Origin of the sequence: Amycolatopsis sp. cmx-4-61 (assembly GCF_046548775.1) — a bacterium.
Classification (GTDB): Bacteria; Actinomycetota; Actinomycetes; order Mycobacteriales; family Pseudonocardiaceae; genus Amycolatopsis.
The window spans coordinates 133618-155286 of sequence record NZ_JAEBEI010000011.1 but is presented as its reverse complement, the minus strand read 5'-3'; the positions used below and the strand labels follow the sequence as shown (position 1 = coordinate 155286).

At 73.5% G+C, this 21669-nt stretch carries 20 protein-coding genes; 10 read left to right on the top strand and 10 right to left on the bottom strand.

Features of this window, described 5'->3' with window-relative positions:
- Positions 1–5: 5 nt before the first annotated feature.
- Positions 6–1487 carry a cobyric acid synthase gene (locus ACLJOU_RS28155; protein WP_410571361.1) on the bottom strand — a complete coding sequence of 494 codons (1482 nt, stop codon included), beginning with the start codon at positions 1485–1487 and terminating at the stop codon, positions 6–8.
- Positions 1484–2383, bottom strand: a complete 900-nt coding sequence (locus ACLJOU_RS28150; RefSeq protein ID WP_410571359.1) for a cobalamin biosynthesis protein — start codon at positions 2381–2383, stop codon at positions 1484–1486. Before ACLJOU_RS28150 ends, ACLJOU_RS28155 begins: the two co-directional genes overlap by 4 nt.
- A 71-nt stretch (positions 2384–2454) precedes the next feature.
- Here ACLJOU_RS28150 and ACLJOU_RS28145 point away from each other — a divergent pair, with 71 nt between their 5' ends.
- The 4 genes from ACLJOU_RS28145 to ACLJOU_RS28130 are packed head-to-tail and all read left to right on the top strand — an operon-like array spanning position 2455 to position 5582.
- Positions 2455–3096: a bifunctional adenosylcobinamide kinase/adenosylcobinamide-phosphate guanylyltransferase gene (locus ACLJOU_RS28145; RefSeq protein WP_410571357.1), complete on the top strand. Its 642-nt coding sequence runs from the start codon at positions 2455–2457 to the stop codon at positions 3094–3096.
- A 13-nt stretch (positions 3097–3109) separates the two neighbouring features.
- The gene (cobT, locus tag ACLJOU_RS28140; RefSeq protein ID WP_410571356.1) at positions 3110–4123 is read left to right on the top strand and encodes a nicotinate-nucleotide--dimethylbenzimidazole phosphoribosyltransferase; all 1014 of its coding nucleotides are present in this window, start codon (positions 3110–3112) and stop codon (positions 4121–4123) included.
- A gap of 23 nt (positions 4124–4146) precedes the next feature.
- The gene (locus ACLJOU_RS28135) at positions 4147–4863 is read left to right on the top strand and encodes an adenosylcobinamide-GDP ribazoletransferase (protein WP_410571565.1); all 717 of its coding nucleotides are present in this window, start codon (positions 4147–4149) and stop codon (positions 4861–4863) included.
- A gap of 32 nt (positions 4864–4895) precedes the next feature.
- Positions 4896–5582, top strand: coding sequence for a helix-turn-helix transcriptional regulator (locus ACLJOU_RS28130; RefSeq protein ID WP_410571354.1), 687 nt, complete (start codon positions 4896–4898; stop codon positions 5580–5582).
- On the opposite strand, the gene ACLJOU_RS28125 is transcribed toward ACLJOU_RS28130, so the two are convergent.
- The 5 genes from ACLJOU_RS28125 to ACLJOU_RS28105 form a co-directional block, all read right to left on the bottom strand.
- Positions 5566–5922 (bottom strand): VOC family protein, encoded by a 357-nt coding sequence (locus ACLJOU_RS28125; RefSeq protein ID WP_410571352.1) that lies wholly within the window; start codon positions 5920–5922, stop codon positions 5566–5568. The genes ACLJOU_RS28130 and ACLJOU_RS28125 overlap by 17 nt on opposite strands.
- 81 nt (positions 5923–6003) lie before the next feature.
- Positions 6004–7020, bottom strand: a complete 1017-nt coding sequence (gene cobC, locus ACLJOU_RS28120) for an Rv2231c family pyridoxal phosphate-dependent protein CobC (protein WP_410571351.1) — start codon at positions 7018–7020, stop codon at positions 6004–6006.
- A complete protein-coding gene (locus tag ACLJOU_RS28115) occupies positions 7013–8344 on the bottom strand; it encodes a cobyrinate a,c-diamide synthase (RefSeq protein WP_410571349.1) in 1332 nt (443 codons plus the stop codon). Before ACLJOU_RS28115 ends, cobC begins: the two co-directional genes overlap by 8 nt.
- Positions 8338–8952 (bottom strand): cob(I)yrinic acid a,c-diamide adenosyltransferase, encoded by a 615-nt coding sequence (cobO, locus tag ACLJOU_RS28110; RefSeq protein ID WP_410571348.1) that lies wholly within the window; start codon positions 8950–8952, stop codon positions 8338–8340. The genes ACLJOU_RS28115 and cobO overlap by 7 nt, the downstream gene beginning before the upstream one ends.
- A complete protein-coding gene (locus tag ACLJOU_RS28105; RefSeq protein ID WP_410571347.1) occupies positions 8952–10898 on the bottom strand; it encodes a putative cobaltochelatase in 1947 nt (648 codons plus the stop codon). The genes cobO and ACLJOU_RS28105 overlap by 1 nt, the downstream gene beginning before the upstream one ends.
- 67 nt (positions 10899–10965) lie before the next feature.
- On the opposite strand from ACLJOU_RS28105, the gene cbiE reads away from it, so the two are divergent.
- The 6 genes from cbiE to ACLJOU_RS28075 are packed head-to-tail and all read left to right on the top strand — an operon-like array spanning position 10966 to position 18398.
- Positions 10966–12141: a precorrin-6y C5,15-methyltransferase (decarboxylating) subunit CbiE gene (cbiE, locus tag ACLJOU_RS28100; protein ID WP_410571345.1), complete on the top strand. Its 1176-nt coding sequence runs from the start codon at positions 10966–10968 to the stop codon at positions 12139–12141.
- Positions 12138–12899: a precorrin-4 C(11)-methyltransferase gene (cobM, locus tag ACLJOU_RS28095; RefSeq protein ID WP_410571344.1), complete on the top strand. Its 762-nt coding sequence runs from the start codon at positions 12138–12140 to the stop codon at positions 12897–12899. Before cbiE ends, cobM begins: the two co-directional genes overlap by 4 nt.
- Complete coding sequence (locus tag ACLJOU_RS28090) at positions 12896–13912, top strand: Gfo/Idh/MocA family protein (protein ID WP_410571342.1); 1017 nt, start codon at positions 12896–12898, stop codon at positions 13910–13912. The genes cobM and ACLJOU_RS28090 overlap by 4 nt, the downstream gene beginning before the upstream one ends.
- Positions 13909–14628, top strand: coding sequence for a cobalt-precorrin-6A reductase (locus tag ACLJOU_RS28085; protein ID WP_410571340.1), 720 nt, complete (start codon positions 13909–13911; stop codon positions 14626–14628). The genes ACLJOU_RS28090 and ACLJOU_RS28085 overlap by 4 nt, the downstream gene beginning before the upstream one ends.
- The gene (gene bluB / locus ACLJOU_RS28080) at positions 14625–15284 is read left to right on the top strand and encodes a 5,6-dimethylbenzimidazole synthase (protein WP_410571338.1); all 660 of its coding nucleotides are present in this window, start codon (positions 14625–14627) and stop codon (positions 15282–15284) included. The genes ACLJOU_RS28085 and bluB overlap by 4 nt, the downstream gene beginning before the upstream one ends.
- A gap of 18 nt (positions 15285–15302) precedes the next feature.
- Entirely contained in the window at positions 15303–18398 is a 3096-nt protein-coding gene (locus tag ACLJOU_RS28075) for an arabinosyltransferase domain-containing protein (RefSeq protein WP_410571336.1), read from the top strand.
- 89 nt (positions 18399–18487) lie between these two features.
- Here the strand turns inward: ACLJOU_RS28075 and ACLJOU_RS28070 are convergent, their stop codons facing one another.
- The 3 genes from ACLJOU_RS28070 to ACLJOU_RS28060 are packed head-to-tail and all read right to left on the bottom strand — an operon-like array spanning position 18488 to position 21665.
- Positions 18488–19975, bottom strand: coding sequence for a precorrin-2 C(20)-methyltransferase (locus tag ACLJOU_RS28070; RefSeq protein WP_410571335.1), 1488 nt, complete (start codon positions 19973–19975; stop codon positions 18488–18490).
- Positions 19972–20595 (bottom strand): precorrin-8X methylmutase, encoded by a 624-nt coding sequence (locus ACLJOU_RS28065; RefSeq protein WP_410571333.1) that lies wholly within the window; start codon positions 20593–20595, stop codon positions 19972–19974. The genes ACLJOU_RS28070 and ACLJOU_RS28065 overlap by 4 nt, the downstream gene beginning before the upstream one ends.
- Positions 20592–21665, bottom strand: coding sequence for a precorrin-3B synthase (locus ACLJOU_RS28060; RefSeq protein WP_410571332.1), 1074 nt, complete (start codon positions 21663–21665; stop codon positions 20592–20594). The genes ACLJOU_RS28065 and ACLJOU_RS28060 overlap by 4 nt, the downstream gene beginning before the upstream one ends.
- Positions 21666–21669: the final 4 nt, after the last annotated feature.

Here is a 21669-nt window from a genome sequence, read left to right as displayed (position 1 = left end):
CCGAACTAGGGCGCTCCCGGCGGCACGAACGCCAGGTCCGGCGGAGCACCCTGGTCGAGCAGCCTTTCCAGCAGCGCCGTGTCCAGGTGCTCGTCGACGGCGTTCGCCAGCTTGTCCAGCATTTCCTCGCGCAGCTGCCCGAACCCGGGTGCGCCGGGTGCGGCTGTCCAGGTGGTTCCGGCCTGCGCCGCGGCTTCGGTGAGCCACGCGCGGCGGAAGGCGTCGTTCTCGAACGCGCCGTGCCACATCGTGCCCCAGACCCCGCCGGCGTGCCGCCCGTCCAGAAAGGACTCCGCCGGCGCCGTCGTGGTCACCGAGCCGTGGTGGATCTCGTAGGCGCCCACCGGATGGCCGCGCCACGTCCCCGACGGCCGGGCGAGCACCTTCTCCGCGGCGAACGTCACCCGCCCGGGCAGCAAACCGAGGCCCGCGACCTCGCCCGCGCCGGATTCGACTTCGTCCACAATGGATTCGGTGAGCATCTGGTAACCACCGCAGATGCCGAGCACCGGACGCCCCGCGGCGGCCCGGGCCGTCACCGCCGTGTCCAGGCCGCGCTCCCGCAGCCAGGCCAGGTCGGCCACGGTGGCCCGCGACCCGGGCAGCACCACGACGTCGGCCGCCGCCACGACGTCGGGATCGGCGGTGAGCGTGACCGTGACCCCGGGTTCGGCGGCCAGTGCGTCGACGTCGGTGGCGTTGGAGGCCCGCGGGAACCGCACGACCGCCACACCGAGGCCTCCACCGGGCGCCTCGCGGCGCCAGCCCGCCGCGGCGAGGGCGTCCTCCGAGTCGATCCAGACCCGGTCGAGCCAGGGCAGCACGCCCAGCACCGGCCGTCCGGTGACCTTCTCGAGGCTGTCCAGGCCCGGCCGCAGGAGCCCGACGTCGCCGCGGAACTTGTTGACCACCCAGCCCGCGACCAGGGCCTGGTCTTCGGCGGAGAGCAGCGCGAGGGTGCCGAACATGGCCGCGAGCACCCCACCGCGGTCGATGTCGCCGACGACGAGCACCGGCAGCCCGAACCGCCGCGCGAGCCCCATGTTGACGTAGTCGCCGCCCCGCAGGTTGATCTCCGCCGGACTCCCGGCGCCTTCGCAGACGACGACGTCATAACGCGCACTGAGGTCCTCGAACGCCCCGAAGGCGATCTCGGCCAGCCCGGCCCGCCCGGTGGCGTACTCCCCCGCTTCGAGCGTCCCGAACGGCTTCCCGAGCGCGACGACGTGACTGCGCCGATCACTGCCGGGCTTCAGCAGCACCGGGTTCATCGCCGCCTCGGGCTCGGCGCGGGCGGCCCGCGCCTGCACCCACTGGGCGCGCCCGATCTCGGCCCCGTCGGCGCAGACCATGGAGTTGTTGGACATGTTCTGCGCCTTGAAGGGAGCCACCCGCAGATCCCGGCGCGCAAGCCACCGGCAGATCCCGGCGGTGACGAGGCTCTTCCCGGCATCGGAAGTCGTCCCGGCGACGAGCAGGCCCCTCATCGGAGGTGGTCCACAGCCAGGCCCGCGGCGACGGCCACCGCGGCCATCCCCACCCGCCGGGACAAGCGCACGGCCCGCCGCAGGTCCGCGGGGTTCGGGGGGCGGCCTTCGCCGAGGCGGGCGCGGCTCTCCGGCTCGCCGTCGTAGCTGTTCGTTCCGCCGAGGCGGATGTCCAGTGCTCCCGCGAACGCCGCTTCCACCTGGCCCGCGTTGGGGCTCGGGTGGCGGCCGCCGTCGCGGCGCCAGACCCGCCAGGACTCGCGCGCCCGGGCGCCCGCGCACAGCGCCGTGAGCGCCGCACCGATCCGCGACGGCACCAGGTTGACGACGTCGTCGGCGCGGGCCGCCGCCCAGCCGAAGCGGCGGTAGCGCGGTGAGCGGTAGCCGACCATCGCGTCGAGCGTGTTGAGCGCGCGGTAGCCCAGGAGGCCCGGTATCCCGGCGACCGCACCCCAGAACAGTGGCGCGACCACGGCGTCCGACGTGTTCTCGGCGATCGATTCGGTGGCCGCGCGCGTCAGCTCGGCGGAGTCGAGCGTAGTCGCGTCACGCGCGCAGAGGTGCGAGAGCCGCTGACGCGCTTCGGGCACTTCGTCCGCTTCGAGCAGGCGGGCCATTTCGGCCCCTTCGGCGGCGAGGCCGCGTCCGCCGAGCACGACCCACGTGGAGGCAGCGGTGAGGACGAAGCGCGCGAAGGGGTGCCGCCGGGTCGCCGTCTGAAGCACGACGCCCAGACCGACGGCGGCGGAGGTGCACAGCGCCGCGTACGCGGCGCCGCGCGGCTTCGAGTCGGCCCACAGACGGTGTTCGAGGCGGGTAGCGGCCGTACCGAACAAGGCGACCGGATGGCCCGTTCGGGGGTCACCGAACAGAGCGTCGGTTACGTATCCGGTCACGAGTCCGGCCGCGGTTGTCCCTAGACGGAGTGGCACGTGGCGCACGGTAGCGCGTGCACCAGAATGCCGGTATGACTGTGTCCGATGCCTCCTCCGCGGGAAAGCCTACGTCGGCGGGGCTGCGCCACCGGGTCGCCGGGTATCTCGAAGCCCTGGCTCGCGCCCTCCGCCGATCCGGGCGCGACGAAGGCAAGGTGCTGGTCCTCGGCGGTGTCCGCTCGGGGAAGTCGCGGCACGCCGAGCGGCTCGTCGCCCGCCACCCGCACCTCGTGTACGTCGCACCCGGCCTGCCCGCGGGCGAAGACGACCCCGATTGGGCCGCGCGGGTGGCCGCGCACCAGGCCCGGCGGCCCGCGAACTGGAAGACCGTCGAGACCACCGACCTCGCCGGCATCCTCCGCACGGCGACCGAGCCGCTGCTGATCGACTGCCTCGGCACCTGGCTGTCCCGCGTGCTGGACGACGTCGGCGCGTGGCGGCAGAAGCCGGGCTGGGAGCACCGCCTCGACGACCGGCTCGAGGACTTCCTGGCCGCGTGGGCCGCGGCGCGGGTGCCGGTGGTCGCGGTGAGCAACGAGGTCGGCAGCGGTGTGGTGCCCGCAACGTCGTCCGGGCGGCTGTTCCGTGATGTGCTGGGCGCACTCAACAACCGGGTGTCCGCCGACGCCGACCGGGTCGTGCTGGTCGTCGCGGGCCGGGCGCTCGACCTGTAGCCAGGAGGCGCCCGTGTTCGACGTACCCGTGCCCGACCCCGCCGCCCGCACCGCCGCGCAGGAACGGCTCGACGGCCTGGTCAAGCCGCTCGGCGCGCTGGGCAGGCTGGAGGAGATCGCCGCCTGGCTGGCCGCGGCGCACGGCACCGTGCCGCCGCGCCCGCTGGACGACGTCCGCGTGGTCGTCTTCGCCGGCGACCACGGCGTGTCGGCGCTCTCGGCGTACCCGCGCGAGGTGACCGCGGCGATGGTGCGGGTGTTCCTGGCCGGCAAGAGCGGTGTGAACGTCCTGGCCGCCCAGGTCGGAGCGCGCGTGCGGGTCGCCGACATCGCCGTCGACTGGGACGCCGCGGACGTGCCGCCCGAGGTCACGGCGCACAAGATCCGCCGCGGTTCGGGCTCGATCGACGTCGAGGACGCGCTGCTCCCGGGCGAGGCGCAAGCGGCCTTCGAAGCGGGCCGGGCGATCGCCCTGGAGGAGCGCGACGCGGACGTGCTGATTCCCGGTGACATGGGAATCGGCAACACGGCGATGTGCGCGGCGCTGGTGGCGGCCTCCCTCGGTCTGCCGGCGGCGGAGGTGGTCGGCACCGGAACGGGCCTGGACGCGGCCGGCCTGGAACGCAAGACGGCGGCGGTCACGGCCGCGCTGGCCCGGGCCGCGGGCCGCACGGAGGACCCGTTCGAGCGGCTGACGGCGCTGGGCAGCGCCTGCGCCGCGGCGACGGCGGGCTTCCTGGTCCAGGCCGCGGTGCTGGGCATCCCGGTGCTGTTGGACGGCGTCTTCTCCGGCGCGGCGGCACTGGTGGCGCGCGACATCGCCCCCGGCGCCGAGCAGTGGTGGCTGGCCGGGCACCGCTCGACGGAACCGTCGCAGGCGTTCGCGCTGAAGGCGCTCGGCTTGGAGCCCATCCTGGACTTCGGCCTGCGGCTCGGCGAAGGCAGCGGAGCGGTGCAGGCCGTGCCGGCCCTTCGCGCGGCGCGCGCGATCCTGGCGGACATGGGTCTGCTGGCCGACCTGACGTGAGCCGCTGGCCGGACTCCGCGCGGATGGCCGTCGGGACGTTGACCACCGTGCCCGTCCCGGCGCCCCGCGTCATCGACCGCCGCGTCGCCGGCGGCGCCATGCTGCTCGCTCCCCTGGCCGCCCTCCCGCTGGCCGTGGCCGCCGGGCTCGTCGTCGCCGCCGGACACGCCGTTCGCCTCCCTTCCCTCGCGACTGCCGCGCTCGCCCTGGGAGCCGTCGCGCTCGGCAGCCGGGGGCTGCACCTCGACGGGCTCGCCGACACCGCCGACGGCCTCGGCGCCTCCTACGACCGCGCCAAAGCCCTCGACGTCATGCGCCGCGGCGACTCCGGGCCCACCGGGGTCGCCACCCTCGTCCTCGTCCTCCTCGTCCAGGTCGGTGCCCTGACCACCGCCGCCGGTCCGGTCACCGCGGCCGCCGGCGTGCTCATCGGCCGGTGCACGCTCTCGCTGGCGTGCGCCCGCGGAGTCCCCTCGGCCCGGCCGGAGGGCCTCGGCGCCACCGTCGCCGGCTCGGTTCCCCGCACCGCGGCGCTCGCCGTGGGCGTCGCCGCCGCCGGGCTCGCCGCCCTGCTGCCCGGGCTGCCGTGGTGGCGCGGGCCCCTTTCCGTCGTCCTCGCCTACGCCGTCACCGGCGCGCTCCTGTGGCGGTGCACGAAGCGCCTGGGCGGCGTCACCGGTGACGTCCTGGGCGCGGGCGTCGAGGTCGCCGTCGCGGCCGCCCTGCTCGCGCTCGCCTGAAACTGTCGTACCCCCTTCCTAGAGTGCAGCGCGTGAACCGAACCGATCGTCTCTACGCCATCGTCGAAGAACTGCGCGCCGTCGCGCCGCGGCCCCGCAGCGCGCGGTGGCTCGCGGACCGGTTCGAGGTCAGCGTCCGGACCGTCGAGCGGGACATCAGCGCCCTGCAGCAGTCCGGCACCCCGATCTACGCCGAGCCCGGCCGCACCGGCGGCTACTGCCTCGACAAGGCGCACACGATGCCGCCGGTCAACCTGACCCCGGGCGAGGCCGTCGCCATGGCACTCGCCCTGAGGCACCTCGAAGCCACGCCCTTCCGGGCCGAGGGCCGCTCGGCGCTGCGTAAGCTCGTCGCGGCGATGCGGGAGGAGGACACGCACGAGGCGCGGGAGCTCGCCACCCGGGTCCACCTGCTCGGCGAGGGTCCCGTCCCGCCGAAGCCGCACGTGCTCGGTATCCGCCGCGTCCTGCGGATCCGGTACACCGACCGCCAGGGCACCGCCACCCGCCGGGAGATCGAGCCGCTCGGCTACGTCGGGAAGCCCTCGCACTGGTACCTCGTGGCCTGGTGCCGGCTGCGCCGGGAGATCCGCGCCTTCCGCACCGACCGCATCACCTCCTTCTCCGTGCTGGCCGAGGTGCCGCCGCCCCGGAAGCTGCGCCCGGAAGACCTCGACATCCCGTACGGCGACGTCGAGCAGCTCACCTTGGCGGGGTGAACACGGAGAAGTGGTTGCCCGCCGGGTCGAGCACGTGCGCGAACGTCACGCCGACCGGGTTGACGCTCGGCGGCCGTAGCACGCGGCCGCCGGCCTGCTCGACCTGGCGGCAGGTGGCTTCGACGTCCTCGACCAGCACGGTGAAGATCGCGTAGTTCTCCTGGCCCGTGAACAGGCCACCGCGTGAGCCACCGGTGTCGATGACACGGTAGGCGGCATCAGTGCTCGCCGCGTCGTCCTGCGCGACGGTCCAGCCGAAGACCTCGCCGTAGAACCGTTCCGCGGTCGCCGGATCGTCGGTGCCGATCTCGAACCAGGCGACGTCGTTGAAGCGGGGCATGTCGTTCCTTTCGCTGCCACGCCGGGCGTTTCCCGGCTCCGCTCACTTTCGACGGTGGTGGCGACAACCCCCTGTCGGTGTTTACAAGATTTTCCGCAACGCCCTCAGGAACGCCTCCGTCGTCACCCGATCGCGCACCGCCAGCCGCAGGTGATCCGGTCCAAGCCCCGGGAACGTGTCGCCCCGCCGCACGGCGTAGCCCGCTTCGCGCAGGCGAGCGCGCACAGAAGCACCGTCGGGTACGCGCACCAGCACGAACGGGCCCCGCGGATCACCCAGCACGTCGACCCCCAGCGAAGCCAGGCCCGACACCAGGTACTCCCGGTCCGACTCCGCCGCCGTCGCCAGCTTTTCCGCTTCCTCCAGGGCGGACGGGCGGCAGCACGCCACCGTCGCCACCCCGGCCAGGGTGGACACCGACCACGGCACCTGCACCGCCCGCAGCCGCTCGACGACGTCCGCCGAAGCGAGCACGTAACCCGCCCGCAGCCCGGCGAGTCCCCACGTCTTCGTCAGGCTGCGCAGCACGACGACACCCGGGACACCGGACGCCAGGCTCTCGGCCTCGCCGGGGATCGCGTCCAGGAACGCCTCGTCGACCACGAGCAGCCGACCGGGCCGGACCAGGGAACGCAGCACCGCCGCGGGGTGCAGCACGGAGGTCGGGTTCGTCGGGTTCCCGACGAACACCAGGTCGGCGTCGGCCGGGATCAGTACGGGATCGAGGACGAAACCGTCCGCTTCGGCCAGGACCACGCGCGAAACGGCGTGTCCCGCCGCCCGCAAAGCCGCTTCCGGCTCGGTGAACTGCGGGTGCACGACCACCGCGTGCCGCGGGCGGACCGCCGAGGCCAGCAGCGTGAAAGCCTCGGCCGCACCCGCCGTGACCAGCACTTCCGAGGGAGGACGGCCGTGCCGGGCGGCGACGGCCCGCACAGCGTCCTCAGTGGACGGATAGGCCGCGAGGGAGTCCAATGCGGACGCCAGTTCGTCCCGCAGCCACGCCGGCGGCCGCGGCAACCGGACGTTCACCGCGAGATCGACCAGCCCCGGCCCGACCTCGCGGTCGCCGTGGTGGTGCAGGTCGTAGTCACCCACGGGCGCGCACCCGCGCCGCGAACCGCTGGGCGAGCTCGGGGTACCCGGCCCAGTGGACGTGCAGGTAGGAGGCGTGCAACGTCGGCGAAGCGAAGCCGTCCAGCTGCCTGTCCCAGCCCCACGCCGCCGCGGCGCCGTGCGACGGCGTCACCTCGGTGCGGTGGAATTCGTGCCCGGTGACGCGCTGACCGGCCGTCGCCAGCAGGTTGTCCTCGACGGCGACCGCGCGCCGGTAGCCGAGCTTGCCGCGGGCGGTCATCTTGGCGTCCGCGGGCACCGCGCCGACCATGGGCACGCCGTCCAGCGACTGGCACAGGTACAGCAGCCCCGCGCACTCCGCGCTCACCGGCATCCCATTCTCGATGGCGGTAGCCACTTCGGAACGCAACGCCGTGTTCGCCGACAGTTCCGCCGCGTGCACCTCGGGGAACCCGCCGCCGAAGTACAGGCCCGCGCACCCCTCGGGCAACGCCCGGTCCCGCAGCGGGTCGATGTCCACGACCTCGACCCCGCAGGCGGCCAGCAGCTCGACGTTTTCGGTGTAGCGGAAGGTGAACGCCGGTCCGCCGGCGGCCGCGACCGTCACCCGCGGACCGTCCGCACCGGACGGCTCCCACGGTGGCGCCGAAAGCCGCGGCGCCCCGGAAGCGATCCGGACGATCGCGTCGAGGTCGACGCCGTCCCGCACCCAAGCGGCGAGCGCGGGCAGCACGTGCTGCGCTTCCGCGGCCCGTTCCGCCGCCGGCACGAGCCCGAGGTGCCGGCTCGGCGCGTGGATCTCTTCGTTGCGGTACAACGCTCCCAGCAGCGGCACGCCGGTGGCTTCGAGCGCGGACGCGATCTCGTCGCGGTGCCGCGGCGAGCCGAGCTTGTTGAGGATGACGCCGGCCAGCCGCACGCGGTGGTCGTAGTGGGCGAACCCGAGCACGGTCGCGGCGACGCTGCGGGAGGCCGCCGAGGCGTCGACGACCAGCACGACCGGCGCGTCCAGGAGCCGGGCCACGTGGGCGGTCGAGGCGTACCCCTCGGTGCCCAGCGCCCCGTCGAACAGGCCCATCACGCCTTCGATCACCGCGATGTCGGCGCCGGCGGAACCGTGCCGCAGCAACGGGACCAGCCGGTCTTCCCCCTGCAGGAACGGGTCCAGGTTGCGCGCGGGACGCCCGGTGGCCAGCGCGTGGTAGCCCGGGTCGATGAAGTCCGGTCCGACCTTGTGCCCCGAAACCCGGTGCCCGGCCGCGCGCAGTGCCGCCATCAGCCCGGCGGCGATCGTGGTCTTGCCGTGCCCGGACCCGGGCGCGGCGACGACCACGCGCGCTACCATTCGATCCCCCGCTGGCCCTTCTGCCCGGTGTCCATCGGGTGCTTCACCTTGGTCATCTCGGCGACCAGGTCGGCGGCCTCGACGAGCTCCGGCGGCGCGTACCGGCCGGTGATGACGACGTGCTGGTGCCCGGGCCGCGAGACCAAAGTGGACACCACGTCGTCCACGTCGAGCCAGCCCCATTTGAGCAGGTAGGAAAACTCGTCGAGGACGTAGAAGCCGTGCGCCTCGGCGGCGAGCCGCCGCTTGATCTCCGCCCAGCCTTCGCGCGCGTTCTCCGCGTGGTCTTCTTCGGAGCCGGACTTGCGCGCCCAGCTCCAGCCTTCGCCCATCTTGTGCCACTCGACCGGCCCGCCCTGGCCGGTGTCGTCGTGCAGCTTCCCCAGCGCCTTGAACGCCGCTTCCTCGCCGACGCGCCACTTCGCCGACTTGACGAACTGGAACACGCCGATCGACCAGCCCTGGTTCCAGGCGCGCAGTGCCATCCCGAACGCGGCCGTCGACTTGCCCTTCATCTCGCCGGTGTGCACGGCGAGCAGCGGCCGGTTGCGGCGCTGGCGCGTGGTCAGGCCGTCGTTCGGAACGACCTCGGGCTTTCCCTGCGGCATCAGGCGGCCCTTCCGGTCCGGGCGCGGACGGCGTCCGCCAGCGATTCGGCGGCGACGCCGGCGAGGGGGACGTGTTCCGCGCCGAGGTGGGCGGCGAGGTCGGCGGCCAGGCCGAGCCGCATCTTGCCGCTTTCGCAGTCCATCACGACGGTCGTGACACCGGTGAGCAGCCCGGCCGCGGCCTGGGCGCGTGCGACGGCGTCCGGTCCGCTGGTGGCGCGCCCGTCGGTGACGACGACCAGCAGCGGACGGCGCCGCGGATCGCGGATCTCCTCGACCCGCAGCACGCGCGCCGCTTCCAGGAGCCCTTCGGCCAAGGGCGTCCGGCCGCCGGTCGGGAGGCCTTCGAGGCGGGAGGCGGCCGCGTCGACGCTGATCGTCGGCGGCAGCGCGAGTTCGGCCGCGTCGCCGCGGAAGGTGACGAGCCCGACCTTGTCGCGGCGCTGGTAGGCGTCCAGGAGCAGCGACAGGACCGCGGACTTGACCTCGCGCATCCGCGCCTTCGCGCCCATCGAGCCGGACGCGTCGACGCAGAACAGCACGAGGTTGCCTTCGCGGCCTTCGCGCAGCGCGTAACGGAGGTCTTCGGGCCGCAGCCGGAGCGCGGCGCCGTCACGGCCGCGGGCTTTCTGGTGCGGGGCCGCGGCTTTCACCGTCGCGACGAGGTGCGGACGGCCTTCGCGGACGCTGGCGGGCTGGACACCGATGGTCCGTCCGCTGTCGGTGATCGCGCGCGAACGGCGTCCGCGCTCGCCTTCGCCCATGCCTTTGACGCGGAACACGCGCGCCTTGAAGGTTTCGCCGGCCCCGACGGTTTTCTGCTGCCCACCGGCGTTCTGCTGCGGCTGGCCCGGCGGCGCGTGCTCACTCCCCTGCGGCTCGGGCGTTTCCGGCGGCGCCGACCCCGAGCCGGGGCCGTCGTCCTCGGGTCCGGGGTCCGGCTGGGCGTCCTGGAGGGCCTGCTCCAGCTGCTCCTCCGAGATGCCCGGCGCGTCGAACGGGTTCCGGCGGCGCCGGTGCGGCAACGCGAGCCGGGCGGCGACGCGGACGTCCTCGGTGGTCACCTCGTCGCGGCCGGCCCAGGCCGCGTGCGCGATGGCCGTGCGCGCGGTGACGATGTCCGCGCGCATGCCGTCGACCTCGAAGGACGCGCAGACCTCGGCGATCTGGCGCAGGGCATCGTCCGGGAGCTTGACGGCGGCCAGGAGGCGTTGCGCCGCCTCGATGTCCGCGGCGAGCTGGGCGTCTTCGGCCGCGTACTGCGCGGCGAAGGCGTCCGGATCGGCTTCGTAGGCCAAGCGACGGCGGACGACCTCGACGCGCTGCTCGGGGTCCCGGCTGGAGGCGACCTCGACGGTCAGGCCGAACCGGTCCAGCAGCTGCGGGCGAAGCTCGCCCTCCTCCGGGTTCATGGTGCCGATCAAGACGAACCTCGCCGCGTGCGAAACCGAAACGCCCTCGCGTTCCACGGTCGCGCGGCCCATCGCGGCGGCGTCCAGGAGCGTGTCGACGAGGTGGTCGTGCAGGAGGTTGACCTCGTCGACGTAGAGCAGCCCGCGGTGCGCGGCGGCCAGGAGGCCGGGCTGGAAGTCCGTGACGCCTTCGGCGAGCGCGCGTTCCAGGTGCAGGCTGCCGATGACGCGGTCTTCCGCGGCGCCGACCGGGAGTTCGACCAGGCGGGCCGGACGCCGGTGACTCGTGCTCTTCTCGTGCGGGCCGTCCGGGCAGAGCGGGTCGGGCGCCGCGGGATCGCAGGAGAAGCGGCAGCCGTCGACGACGTCGACACCGGGCAGCAGGCCGGCGAGCGCGCGGACCATGGTCGACTTCGCCGTGCCCTTTTCGCCGCGCACCAGCACCCCGCCGACGGCGGGTGAGATCGAGGAGAGGACCAGCGCCAGGCGCAGGTCCGGCAGCCCGACGACGGCGGTGAACGGGTACGGCTTCAACAGCGCTCCTGACGTCGGCGACCGGCCGATCATCGCACAGCGCCCGCCTCGCTTAGGGTGGGAAATCGTGCGCGAAAAATCACGTCCACCGGCTGCCGGAGCGGACCGCCTGACCGTGGTCGGGATCGGGGCCGACGGCTGGTCCGGCCTGTCGGAGCAGGCGAAAGCCGCGGTGCTCGCCGCCGACGTCGTGCTCGGCGCGCCGCGGCAGCTCGGCTACCTGCCCGAGGGGGTCCCCGCGCAGGCGTGGCCGACGCCGTTGCTGCCCGGGCTGGACGCGGTCATCGCGGAGCACGAGGGGGCCCGGATCTGCGTCCTGGCCAGCGGCGATCCGTTTTTGTCGGGGGTGGGTGCCACACTGGTGGCCCATGGATACGAGGTCGAGGCACTGCCCGCGCTCTCGTCGGTGACACTGGCCCGGGCACGGCTGGGCTGGTCCGCCGAGGAGACCGAGGTGGTCACCATCGTCGGCCGGTCGTCGGCCCGCGTCGCCCGGGTGCTGGCGCCGCGCCGGCGAGTGCTCGTCCTGGGTGCCGACGCGCCCGCTTTGCGCTCCCTGCTCACCGTGCGGGGTTACGGCGAGAGCGAGCTGATCGCGTTGGAGAACCTGGGCGGGCCCGACGAGCGCATCTCCGACGGCTGGGACGGCGACCCCGGACCGCTGACGGTGTTCGCGCTGGAGTGCGCGGGTCCGGCGTTGCCGCTGATCGGCATCCCGGACGACGTGTACGCCCACGACGGGCAGCTGACCAAACGCGACCTCCGAGTGTCGGCGCTGGCCCGCCTCGCGCCGAGTCCCGGCGAGCTGTTGTGGGACGTCGGCGCGGGCGCGGGCAGCGTCGGCATCGAGTGGTCGCGGCTGCACGGCCTCAACCGCGCGGTCGCGATCGAGCGCTCCGCGGAGCGGGCCGAGCGGATCGGCCGGAACGCATTGGACCTGGGAGTACCGGAACTGGAGGTGGTGGCGGGGGAAGCACCGGAAGCGCTGAGCGCGCTGCCCGCACCGGACGCGGTCTTCATCGGAGGCGGCGTGACGGCGCCGGGCGTACTGGACGCGTGCGTGGCCACCGGCGCACGGGTGGTGGCGCACGGGGTGACGCTGGAGGCCGAGCAGGTGCTGGCCCGGGCGTACGAGGAGCACGGAGGGGAGCTGCTGAGGATCGGCGTCGAGCGGGCGGCACCGCTCGGTGGGTTCACGGGGTGGACGCCGGCGCGGGTTGTGACGCAGTGGAGCAGCCGATGACCGTGCACTTCATCGGCGCCGGGCCCGGGGCCGCCGACCTCATCACCGTGCGAGGGCGGGACCTGCTCGCCCGCTGCGGTGTCTGCCTCTACCCCGGCAGCATGACCCCGCCCGATCTGCTCGCCTACTGCCCGTCCGGGGCCGAGCTCGTCGACACGGCGAACCTCAGCCTCGAACAGATCGTCGCGAAGCTGATCGACGCCCACCGTGACGGGCACGACGTTGCTCGGCTGTGCTCGGGTGATCCGTCCCTCTACAGCGCCGTCGCCGAGCAGGTGCGGCGGCTCGATGCCGCCGGTGTTCCCTACGCCGTCGTGCCCGGGGTGCCCGCCTTCGCCGCTTCGGCCGCCGTGCTGAAGCGGGAGCTCACCGTGCCCGAAATCGGGCAGAGTCTCGTCATCACCCGGGTTCAGGCGCGCTCCACCAAGATGCCGTCCGGGGAAACCCTCGCCGCCTTCGCCGCGACCGGGGCCACCCTGGCGCTGCACCTCGCCATCAACCACGTCGAGCGGGTGGCCGAGGAGCTGAAGCCGCACTACGGCGAGGACTGCCCCGTCGCCGTCGTCGCGCTCGCCAGCCAAGCCGGGGAAACCGTCGTGCGCGGGGTGCTCGGTGAGCTGCCCGCGCTCGTGCGGGCAGCCGGGATGACCCGCGCCGCCACCATCTTCGTCGGGCGGGTGCTCGCCGCCACTGATTTTCCCGACAGCTTCCTCTACTCGAGTGCCCGTGACCGGGCGAACCAACCGGAGTCGTTGTGACGGAACTGCGCTGGGGCCTGCTGGCCGCCGGGACCATCGCCGGGCACTTCGCCGCGGGCGTGGACGAAAGCAAGCACGGCGTCCTCGGGGCCGTCGCCGCCCGGGACGGCGGGCGCGCGCGGGACTTCGCCACGCGCTTCGACATCCCGAAGGCCTACGGCAGCTACGAAGAGCTCCTCGCCGATCCGGACATCGACGCCGTCTACGTCTCGACGCCGCACGCGATGCACAAACAGTGGGCCATCGCCGCCGCCGAAGCGGGGAAGCACGTGCTGTGCGAGAAGCCGTTGACGATCACCGCGGCCGATGCCGAGGAGGTCGTCGCCGCGGCCCGGGCGAACGACGTCTTCCTGATGGAAGCGTTCATGTACCGGCTGCACCCGCAGACGCGGCGGCTGGCCGAGCTGATCTCGTCCGGCGCCATCGGCGAGGTCCGCGCGGTGGACACGACGTTCTCCTTCGACAGCAACCCGGAGGAGACCGCCCGGCTGAGCGACCCGGCGCTCGGCGGCGGCGGGATCCTCGACGTCGGCTGCTACTGCACGTCGCTGGCCCGGCTGGTCGCGCAGGCCGCGACCGGGCAGGACGTCGTCGAACCGTCCGAGGTCAGCGGGATGGCGCACCTGTCCGCCACCGGCGTCGACGAGTGGGCGACCGGTCTGCTGCGCCTGCCCGGGGACATCCTCGCGACGATCTCGTGCGGCATCCGGCTCACCCGCGAGGACGGCATCCGCGTCTTCGGCTCGGCCGGGCAGATCCACGTCCCGGAGCCCGCGTGGATCCACCCGCTGCGCAAGCCCGGCGTCTCGCGGATCATCCTGACGCCCGCCGGCGGCGAGCCGGAGGTCATCGAGGTCGAAGCCACGCAGGGCGTCTTCGCGCGCGAGGCGGACCACGTCGCCGCGCACGTCGAAGACCGCCAGGCACCCGAGCTGACCTGGGCGGAAACCCTCGCCAACCTGCGTACGCTGGACCGCTGGCGCGAGGCCGTCGGCTACGGGCGTTCCTCGTGATCCTCATCCTCGGCGGGACCGGCGAAGCCCGGCAGCTCGCCGAAGCGCTCACCGCCCGCGAAGTGCGCGTTGTCTCTTCGCTGGCGGGACGCGTCGCACGGCCGAAGCTGCCGGTCGGCGAAGTGCGCGTCGGCGGCTTCGGCGGGCCGGAGGGCCTTGAGGCGTACCTGCGCGAGAACCGGGTCGACGCCGTCGTGGACGCAACGCACCCCTTCGCCGAGCGCATCGGCGCGAACGCGGCGAAAGCCGCCGAACAGACGCAAACGCCCCTGCTCAGGCTCGCGCGGCCCGGCTGGCGGCCGGGCCCCGGCGACGTCTGGCACTGGGCCGACGACCTCGCCGACGCCGCCCGCCAACTTCCCGGCCTGGGCAACCGCGTCTTCCTCACCAGCGGGCGCCAGGGGCTCCCGGCCTTCGCGCACCTCGACGACCTGTGGTTCCTGATCCGCTGCGTCGATCCGCCCGAGCCGCCGCTGCCGCGGCACCACGAGCTCCTCCTCGCCCGCGGGCCGTACGAGGTGGCCACCGAGCGGGAGCTGGTCGGCCGGGTCGACGTCCTGGTCACCAAGGACTCCGGCGGCCCGCAGACCAGCGCGAAGCTGACCGCGGCCCGCGAACTCGGGAAGCCCGTCCTCGTGATCCGGCGGCCGCCACGGCCGGACACGGAGACCGCCGGAACCGTCCCCGAAGCCGTCGAATGGGTCCTGCACCGATGATCGAAGAGTTCTACGAAGTCCTGCGCAAGCGACGGGACGTCCGCGGCGAGTTCACCGGCGAGCCGATCCCCGAAGCCACGCTGACGCGGATCCTCGAGGCCGCGCACGCCGCGCCGAGCGTCGGGCTCACGCAGCCGTGGGACTTCGTGCTGGTCGACGACGTCGCGACGCGCGAGAAGTTCGCCAAGCACGTCCACGAGGAGCGCGAAGTCTTCGCCGGACAGCTCGACGAGGACCGCACGCGCACCTTCGCGAACATCAAGATCGAAGGCATCCTCGAGGCGAGCCTCGGCATCGTCGTCACCTACGACCCGGCGCGCGGCGCGCCCGACGTGCTCGGCCGGCACGCCATCGCCGACGCGGGCCTCTATTCCGTGTGCCTCGCGATCCAGAACCTCTGGCTCGCCGCGACCGCGGAGGGCCTCGGCGTCGGCTGGGTCAGCTTCTACCGGGAACCGTTCCTCCGCGAGCTGCTCGGCATCCCCGCCGGCGTCCGCCCGGTGGCGTGGCTCTGCGCCGGCCCGGTCAGCAAGCTGGAGACCGTGCCCGACCTGGAGCGCCACGGCTGGCGCAGCCGCCGTCCCCTGTCCGAGGCGCTGCACCACGGGCGGTTCACCCCGCGTGACCCGGGGGCTGCGTCAGCCGCCGACGTCTGACCCGTTAGCGTTGCGCCGATGCGTCTGATTGCCGTAGCGCTGGGGTTGCTCTCGGCCTTGTGCGCGCTGGCTTTCCCCTTCCTGCCGGTGGTGCAGGACACGGCGGAGGTCGTCTGGCCGACCGGCAGCGACACCCGCTCCGTCAACGCGCCCTTGACCGGGTACTGGGCCGAGGACCTGCGCGCCGAACTGCCGTGCGCGGCCATCCGCTCGGTCGACGCGCGCACGAACGGCCCGGGCCTGCTGTTCGCCACCGTGCCGGACGGCCGCACCGACCCGAAGGCCGGCAACGGCGTCGGCCTGCAGCTGCGCGTCGACAACGGCGTGCTGCTCGCCTCCAGCCAGGGCCAGCAGCTCGCCCAGCAGCCGCTGCCCGCCGAAAAGTGCGACGTCGAGCTGGACGTCGACGCGACGCAGATGACCCTCGCCGTCGCGGGGACGCCGATCTTCCACGCGAACGGGGACGTCCGTCCCCGCGTGGTGGGCATCTACTCCTCGATCAACTCGAGCAAGGACCCGATCGCCGGCCTGCACGTCTCGGTCGTGCCGGACACGCGGTACCAGACGTCGCCGACCGCGCTGAAGATCGTCGTCGGCGTGCTCGCCGTGCTGTCGCTGATCGGCTGCCTGATCGCGGTCTGGCGCCGCGACTCCGGGTTCGCCCGACGCGCGCCGCGCTGGGCGCCGGTCGGCTGGTGGCGGCTTTCCGCGCGGGACGTCACGGTGATCGCCGCGCTCGGCGCGTGGGTCTTCATCGGGCCGGTGACCTCGGACGACGGCTACATCCTCACGATGGCCCGGGTCACCGAGGCGACCGGCTACCTGACGAACTACCACCGCTGGTTCGGCGTCGCCGAGGCGCCGTTCGGCTGGTTCTACCACGTCTACGAGCTGATGACGCACGTCAGCACGGTGCCGCCGTGGATCCGGCTGCCGTCGTTCCTGCTCGGGGTGCTCAGCTGGCTGCTGATCAGCCGCGAGGTGATGCCGCGCCTGGGCAGCCAGATCCGCACCAGCCGCCCGGCCAGCTGGGCGGCGGCGACGGTGTTCCTGATCTGGTGGATGCCCTACAACAACGGCGTCCGCCCGGAACCGGTGGCCGCGCTCGGCTCGTTGCTGGCGATCTGCGCCGTGGAGCGCACGCTGGTGACGCGACGGCTGCTGCCCCTGTGCCTCGGCCTGACCGCGGCCGGGTTCACCCTGGCCGCGACGCCGACCGGGCTGATCGCGGTGGCGCCGTTCCTGGTCGCCGCGCGCCCGCTGTTCAAGCTGATCCGCCAGCGTGCGAACGAGAACGGCTGGATCCCGGTGCTCGCGCCGATCGCCGCGGCCGGGCTGCTGGTGCTGGTCGTCGTGTTCGCCGACCAGACGTTCGCGACCGTGCAGGAAGCGACCCGGATCCGCACGCAGGTGGGCCCGAACCTGTCGTGGTTCCAGGAGCTCGCGCGCTACCAGCTGCTGTTCGCCGACCTGCCGGACGGCTCGGCGCCGCGCCGGTTCCCGGTGCTGCTGGTCGTGCTCTGCACGGCCACCTGCCTGGTGGTGCTGCTGCGCCGCAGCCGGATCCCCGGCGCGGCACTCGGCCCGGCGCGCCGCCTGATCGGCACGACGGCGCTGTTCTTCCTGCTCCTCGCCCTGACGCCGACGAAGTGGACGCACCACTTCGGTGCGTTCGCCGCGGTCGGCGCGTCGATGGCGGCGCTGGCCGCGCTCGCGACGAGCTCGACGGTGCTGCGGTCCCAGCGCAACCGCGCGGCCTTCCTGGCGGCGCTGCTGGTGGTCGCCGCGCTCGCCGCGACCGGGCCGAACACGTACTGGTTCGTCTCGCGTCTCGGCGTCCAGTGGACGAACGTGGCGCCGTCGGTCGGCGGCATCCCGCTGTCGACGATCCTGCTGGTCGCCGCCGCGATCGCCGGGATATACGCGTTCGTGGAGAACGTCCGCGCGCACCGGCCGGGGCTGCCGGCCCAGCCCCAGGAGGGCCGGTTGCGCGCACTGCGGCTCGGGTCGCTGTCGCTGGTGGTGGTCTGCGGCCTGGTCGCGGCGGGCGAGTTCGTCACGATGGCGTGGGCGATCCACAACCAGTCCGGCAGCTACAGCCTGGGTGCGGCGAACATCGGGCACCTGTTCGGCAAGAGCTGCAACCTCTCCGACCACGTGATGGTCGAGCGCGACGCGGCGACGAGCATCCTGCACGCGCAGGCCGAGCAGCGGACGGTGGCGGAGAAGCCGAAGGAGCCGGAGAACTCCCCGCTGCCGAACCCGGACCAGGACAACGGCCGCGTCCAGACCGGTTTCCACACCCGCCCGGTCGACGACAAGGACCCGCTGGCCGAGCCGCCGCACGGGTTCACGCCGGAGAAGGTCCCGATGTGGTCGAGCTACCTCGACCCGGAGACGCGCGCGGGGCGGCTGCGCAGCGACTGGTACGCGCTGACGGAGAAGCCGGCGGACGGCCAGATCGTGGTGGCCACGGCGGGCGCGGCGCGGCGTCCGACGTCGGTGAGCCTCGACTACGGCGTCAACACGCCGGAGGGTGTGAAGATCCTGCGCAGCCAGTTCATGCTCCCGCCGGGCGCGGGCACCAACGGCTGGAACGACACCCGCATCAACCTGCGCGACCTCCCGCCGGAGACGAACGCGGTCCGGATCAACATCGTGGACAACGACCTGACGGAAGACGGCTGGATCGCGGCCTCGGCCCCGCGCGTCCCGACGTTCACGACGCTGACGGACCGCATCGGCTCGAAGCCGGTGTACGTGGACTGGCCGGCTTCGTTCGTGTACCCGTGTGTGCAGCCGGTGACGTCGCACGACGGAATCTCCCAGGTCCCCGACTACCGCATCACGGCGGGCGGCCTGGCGGACGAGGCCCAGTGGGCGTCCTCGACGAACGGCGGGCCGATCGGCTGGCTGGAGGAGCTGGCCGAAGAGCCGGAGGTACCGAGCTACCTGATCGGCCAGCCGAGCCAGTCGTGGGGCCAGCTGCTGCAGATCGAGCCGTTCACCGAGGGCATCGCGCCGACGGTCGTCCACGGGGAGAAGACGGTGCCGGGGTGGTGGTCCCCGGGCCCGGGCCCGAGCCAGCCGAACGGCAAGGACCCGACGCGCTGACCCGTGCGCCCCAATGTGGCCTTCGGTGCGTCTCACGCACCGAAGGCCGCCTTGGGTGCGTCTGACGCAACCAAGGCCACATTGGGGCGCTAGTAGCTGCGGGGCGTCCAGACGAGGCCGTTCTCGGAGCGGGTGCGAGACGAACCCACGATCAGCAGGCAGCGCATGTCCACCGTGGACGGGTCCAGCTCGCCCAGCGTCGTGATGCGGATGTCCTCCTCCGGGCCACCCACGTCCCTGGCCACCACGACCGGCGTCGCAGCAGCTCGGTGGCGCAGCAGGACAGCACGCGCGTCCGCCAGCTGGGTCGTGCGGGAGCGGGATGCCGGGTTGTACAACGCCAGCACCAGGTCCGCCGCGCCCGCTGCGTCCAAGCGCTTTTCGATGATCTCCCACGGCTTCAGGCGATCCGACAGCGACAGCACGCAGTAGTCGTGGCCCAGCGGTGCGCCCACCCGGGACGCCGCCGCTTGGGCTGCCGTCACACCGGGCACGATCCGGACCCGGACGCCGGTGCCGTGGCCCGAAGACACCTGCTCCAGCACCGCCGACGCCATCGCGAACACGCCCGGGTCGCCCGAGGACACGACCGCGACCCGGGCGCCGGAAGCCGCCAGGTCGAGGGCCTCGCGGGCGCGGTCCGCCTCCACCCGGTTGCCCGACGCGTGCCGCTGCTGGCCCGCCTTCTGCGGTACCCGCGCGACATACGGCCCGTACCCGACGATGTGCTCCGCGGCCGAAAGCTCCGCGGCCGCCTCGGGGGTCAGCCATTCCGGACCGGCCGGGCCGAGGCCCACGACGACGACCTCACCACCCGACGAAGGCGAAGAGGCCGCGGGAGCAGGCGAAACCCGTGACGCGTAAGCCGGCGAAGGCAGCAGCGCCAGCGAGAAGTACGGCACGGACGCAGGATCGACCGAAGCCAACGGCTCGACGCGCTGCTGTCCCCAGGTGGCACGCTCGACGTACACGGCGTCGTCCAGCTTGCCGGCCTCCGCGAACGCCTCGCGCACCGACGAAAACGTCCGGCCCAGCTTCAGCACCGCTGCCGCGTCGGTGTCCGCCAGCCTGCGCGCCAGCTCCGGCGCCGGGAGCGTGCCCGGGAGTACCGTCAGGACCTCGTCGCGCTGCACCAGCGGGCGGCCGAACACCGAGGACGCCGCGCTCACCGACGTCACGCCCGGGACGACCACCGCCTCGAAGCGGCCGGCCAGCCGCTCGTGCATGTACATGTACGAGCCGTAGAAGAACGGGTCGCCCTCGCAGAGCAGGACCACGTCGCGGCCCGCGTCGAGGTGTTCGGCCAGCCGTTTCGCGCTCAGCTCGTAGAAGTCGGCGATCGCGCCCTCGTAGCCGCCCGGGTGGTCGGTCGTCTCGGTCGTCACCGGGTAGACGAGCTTCTCCTCGATCTGGCCCTCGCGCAGGTACGGCTCGGCGACCGACCGCGCGATGCTGCGCCCGTGCCGCGCGCAGTGGTAGGCGATCACCGACGCCTCGGAGATCAGGCGGGCCGCTTTGACCGTCATCAGTTCCGGGTCGCCGGGACCGAGCCCGACGCCGTACAGCGTGCCCGTCATTCTTCGGCGCTCGCGAGTGCGTTGATCGCCGCGACGGCCATCGCGCTGCCACCCCGGCGCCCGTGCACCACGAGGTAGGGCGCGGGCGCCCGCTTGGCCAGCTCCACTTTGGACTCCACCGCGCCGACGAACCCGACCGGGACGCCGATGATCGCCGCGGGCGCGCCGACGCCTTCGTCGAGGATCTCGAGCAGGCGGAACAACGCCGTCGGCGCGTTGCCGATCGCCACGACCGAGCCGGGCAGCTTGTCGCGCCACAGTTCCAGCGCGGCGGCCGAGCGCGTGGTGCCCATCCGCTCGGCCAGACCGGGCACCGCCGGGTCCGAGAGCGTGCAGAGCACGTCGTTGTCCGCGGGCAGGCGACGGCGGGTGACGCCGCTGGCGATCATCTGCGCGTCGCACAGGATCGGCGCGCCGGCTTCGAGCGCGGCGCGGCCGGACTCGACGACGTCGAGCGTGTAGCGCAGGTCGTCGACCAGATCGACCATGCCGCAGGCGTGGATCATCCGGACCGCGAGCCCGGCCACGTCGTCGGGCAGGATCGCCAGGTCCGCCTCCTCGCGGATCGTGGCGAACGAGTGCCGGTAGATCTCGGCACCGTCCCGCAGGTAGTCGATCACAGGTTCCCTTCCATCTCGTCGAGCGGCACCCAGCGGCCGTCGATGCGGTAGCCCCCCGCTTCGGCGACAACGTCCACATGGGACTGCGACGGCTTCCCGCACCGCCGTTCGCAGCCCGAGAAGTGCGCGCGCAGGCCGGGCCGGAACAGCGCGTCGGCCCGGACGTCGGCGCGCGACTTCGCGCAGCCCGGACGGCCGATGCACGCGGTGGTCCCCAAGGGCTCGCCCCCGAACCCCAGCCGCGCGAAGACGTCGGCGGGCACGTCCGGCAGGACCACGGACTTCCACGGCGTCACCAGCGCGGTCCCGAACTCCGCCAGCGCCCGCGCCTGCGCCGCCGAAAGCTGCCCGAAGCGCGGCACGACCCCGGCGGCGAACCCGCCGTCCCGCTCGATCAACCCGGCCGGGACCTCGGCGGCCGCCCGCGGCACCGGTGCCCCGCGCCAGGCCGGGTCGTCGAGTTCGGCGACGCGCCAAGCGGCCCCGCGGACGCGGCAGAACTCCAGGGCGACGTCGATCAGGGCCGCGACGGCGTCGGTGTGGGCCACCCGCCGTCCGGTGTCCCCGCCGGCGAGCAGCAAAGTTCCCGTTCCGGCATCGAGAGCGTGCCAGCAGACGTCGGCGCCTTCGCCCGCGACGTCGCCGCGGCCGTCGTCGAAGGCGAAGAGGAACCGTCCCGGCAGCGACGCCAGCTCCGGCGTCGAACACAGCACGTCGTCCAGGGACGCCGCCAGGCCGCGGACGTCGGCGAGGCCGCCGCGCACGCCGCTCAACGGCGACGCGAGGACGTTGCGGACCCGCTCGTGCGACGGCGACGGCAGCAGGCCGGCATCGCTCAGCCGGGCCGCGAGACCGGGCCGGGTGACGCCGCGGAGCTGGACGTTGCCGCGCGAGGTGAGGTGGAGGTCGCCGTCGCCGCAGGCTTCCGCCGCGTCGGCCAGCGCGCGCAGCTGCGCTGCGGAAATCGTGCCGCCGGGCAGCCGCACCCGGGCCAACGGCCCGTCGGCGGCGTCGTGGGGTGCGAAAACACCGGGGCACGCGTCGGCTCGCACACGTGCTGGGGTCGGCATGAGG

What these genes read in the sequence shown, in the direction of transcription:
- ACLJOU_RS28060 (WP_410571332.1), bottom strand. Translation starts at nt 21,665, where the DNA reads ATGCCGACCCCAGCACGTGTGCGAGCCGACGCGTGCCCCGGTGTTTTC.
- ACLJOU_RS28070 (WP_410571335.1), bottom strand. Translation starts at nt 19,975, where the DNA reads ATGACGGGCACGCTGTACGGCGTCGGGCTCGGTCCCGGCGACCCGGAA.
- ACLJOU_RS28125 (WP_410571352.1), bottom strand. Translation starts at nt 5,922, where the DNA reads ATGCCCCGCTTCAACGACGTCGCCTGGTTCGAGATCGGCACCGACGAT.
- cobM (WP_410571344.1), top strand. Translation starts at nt 12,138, where the DNA reads ATGACCGTGCACTTCATCGGCGCCGGGCCCGGGGCCGCCGACCTCATC.
- ACLJOU_RS28135 (WP_410571565.1), top strand. Translation starts at nt 4,147, where the DNA reads ATGGCCGTCGGGACGTTGACCACCGTGCCCGTCCCGGCGCCCCGCGTC.
- ACLJOU_RS28075 (WP_410571336.1), top strand. Translation starts at nt 15,303, where the DNA reads ATGCGTCTGATTGCCGTAGCGCTGGGGTTGCTCTCGGCCTTGTGCGCG.
- cobO (WP_410571348.1), bottom strand. Translation starts at nt 8,952, where the DNA reads ATGCCGCAGGGAAAGCCCGAGGTCGTTCCGAACGACGGCCTGACCACG.
- bluB (WP_410571338.1), top strand. Translation starts at nt 14,625, where the DNA reads ATGATCGAAGAGTTCTACGAAGTCCTGCGCAAGCGACGGGACGTCCGC.
- ACLJOU_RS28145 (WP_410571357.1), top strand. Translation starts at nt 2,455, where the DNA reads ATGACTGTGTCCGATGCCTCCTCCGCGGGAAAGCCTACGTCGGCGGGG.
- ACLJOU_RS28155 (WP_410571361.1), bottom strand. Translation starts at nt 1,487, where the DNA reads ATGAGGGGCCTGCTCGTCGCCGGGACGACTTCCGATGCCGGGAAGAGC.
- ACLJOU_RS28115 (WP_410571349.1), bottom strand. Translation starts at nt 8,344, where the DNA reads ATGGTAGCGCGCGTGGTCGTCGCCGCGCCCGGGTCCGGGCACGGCAAG.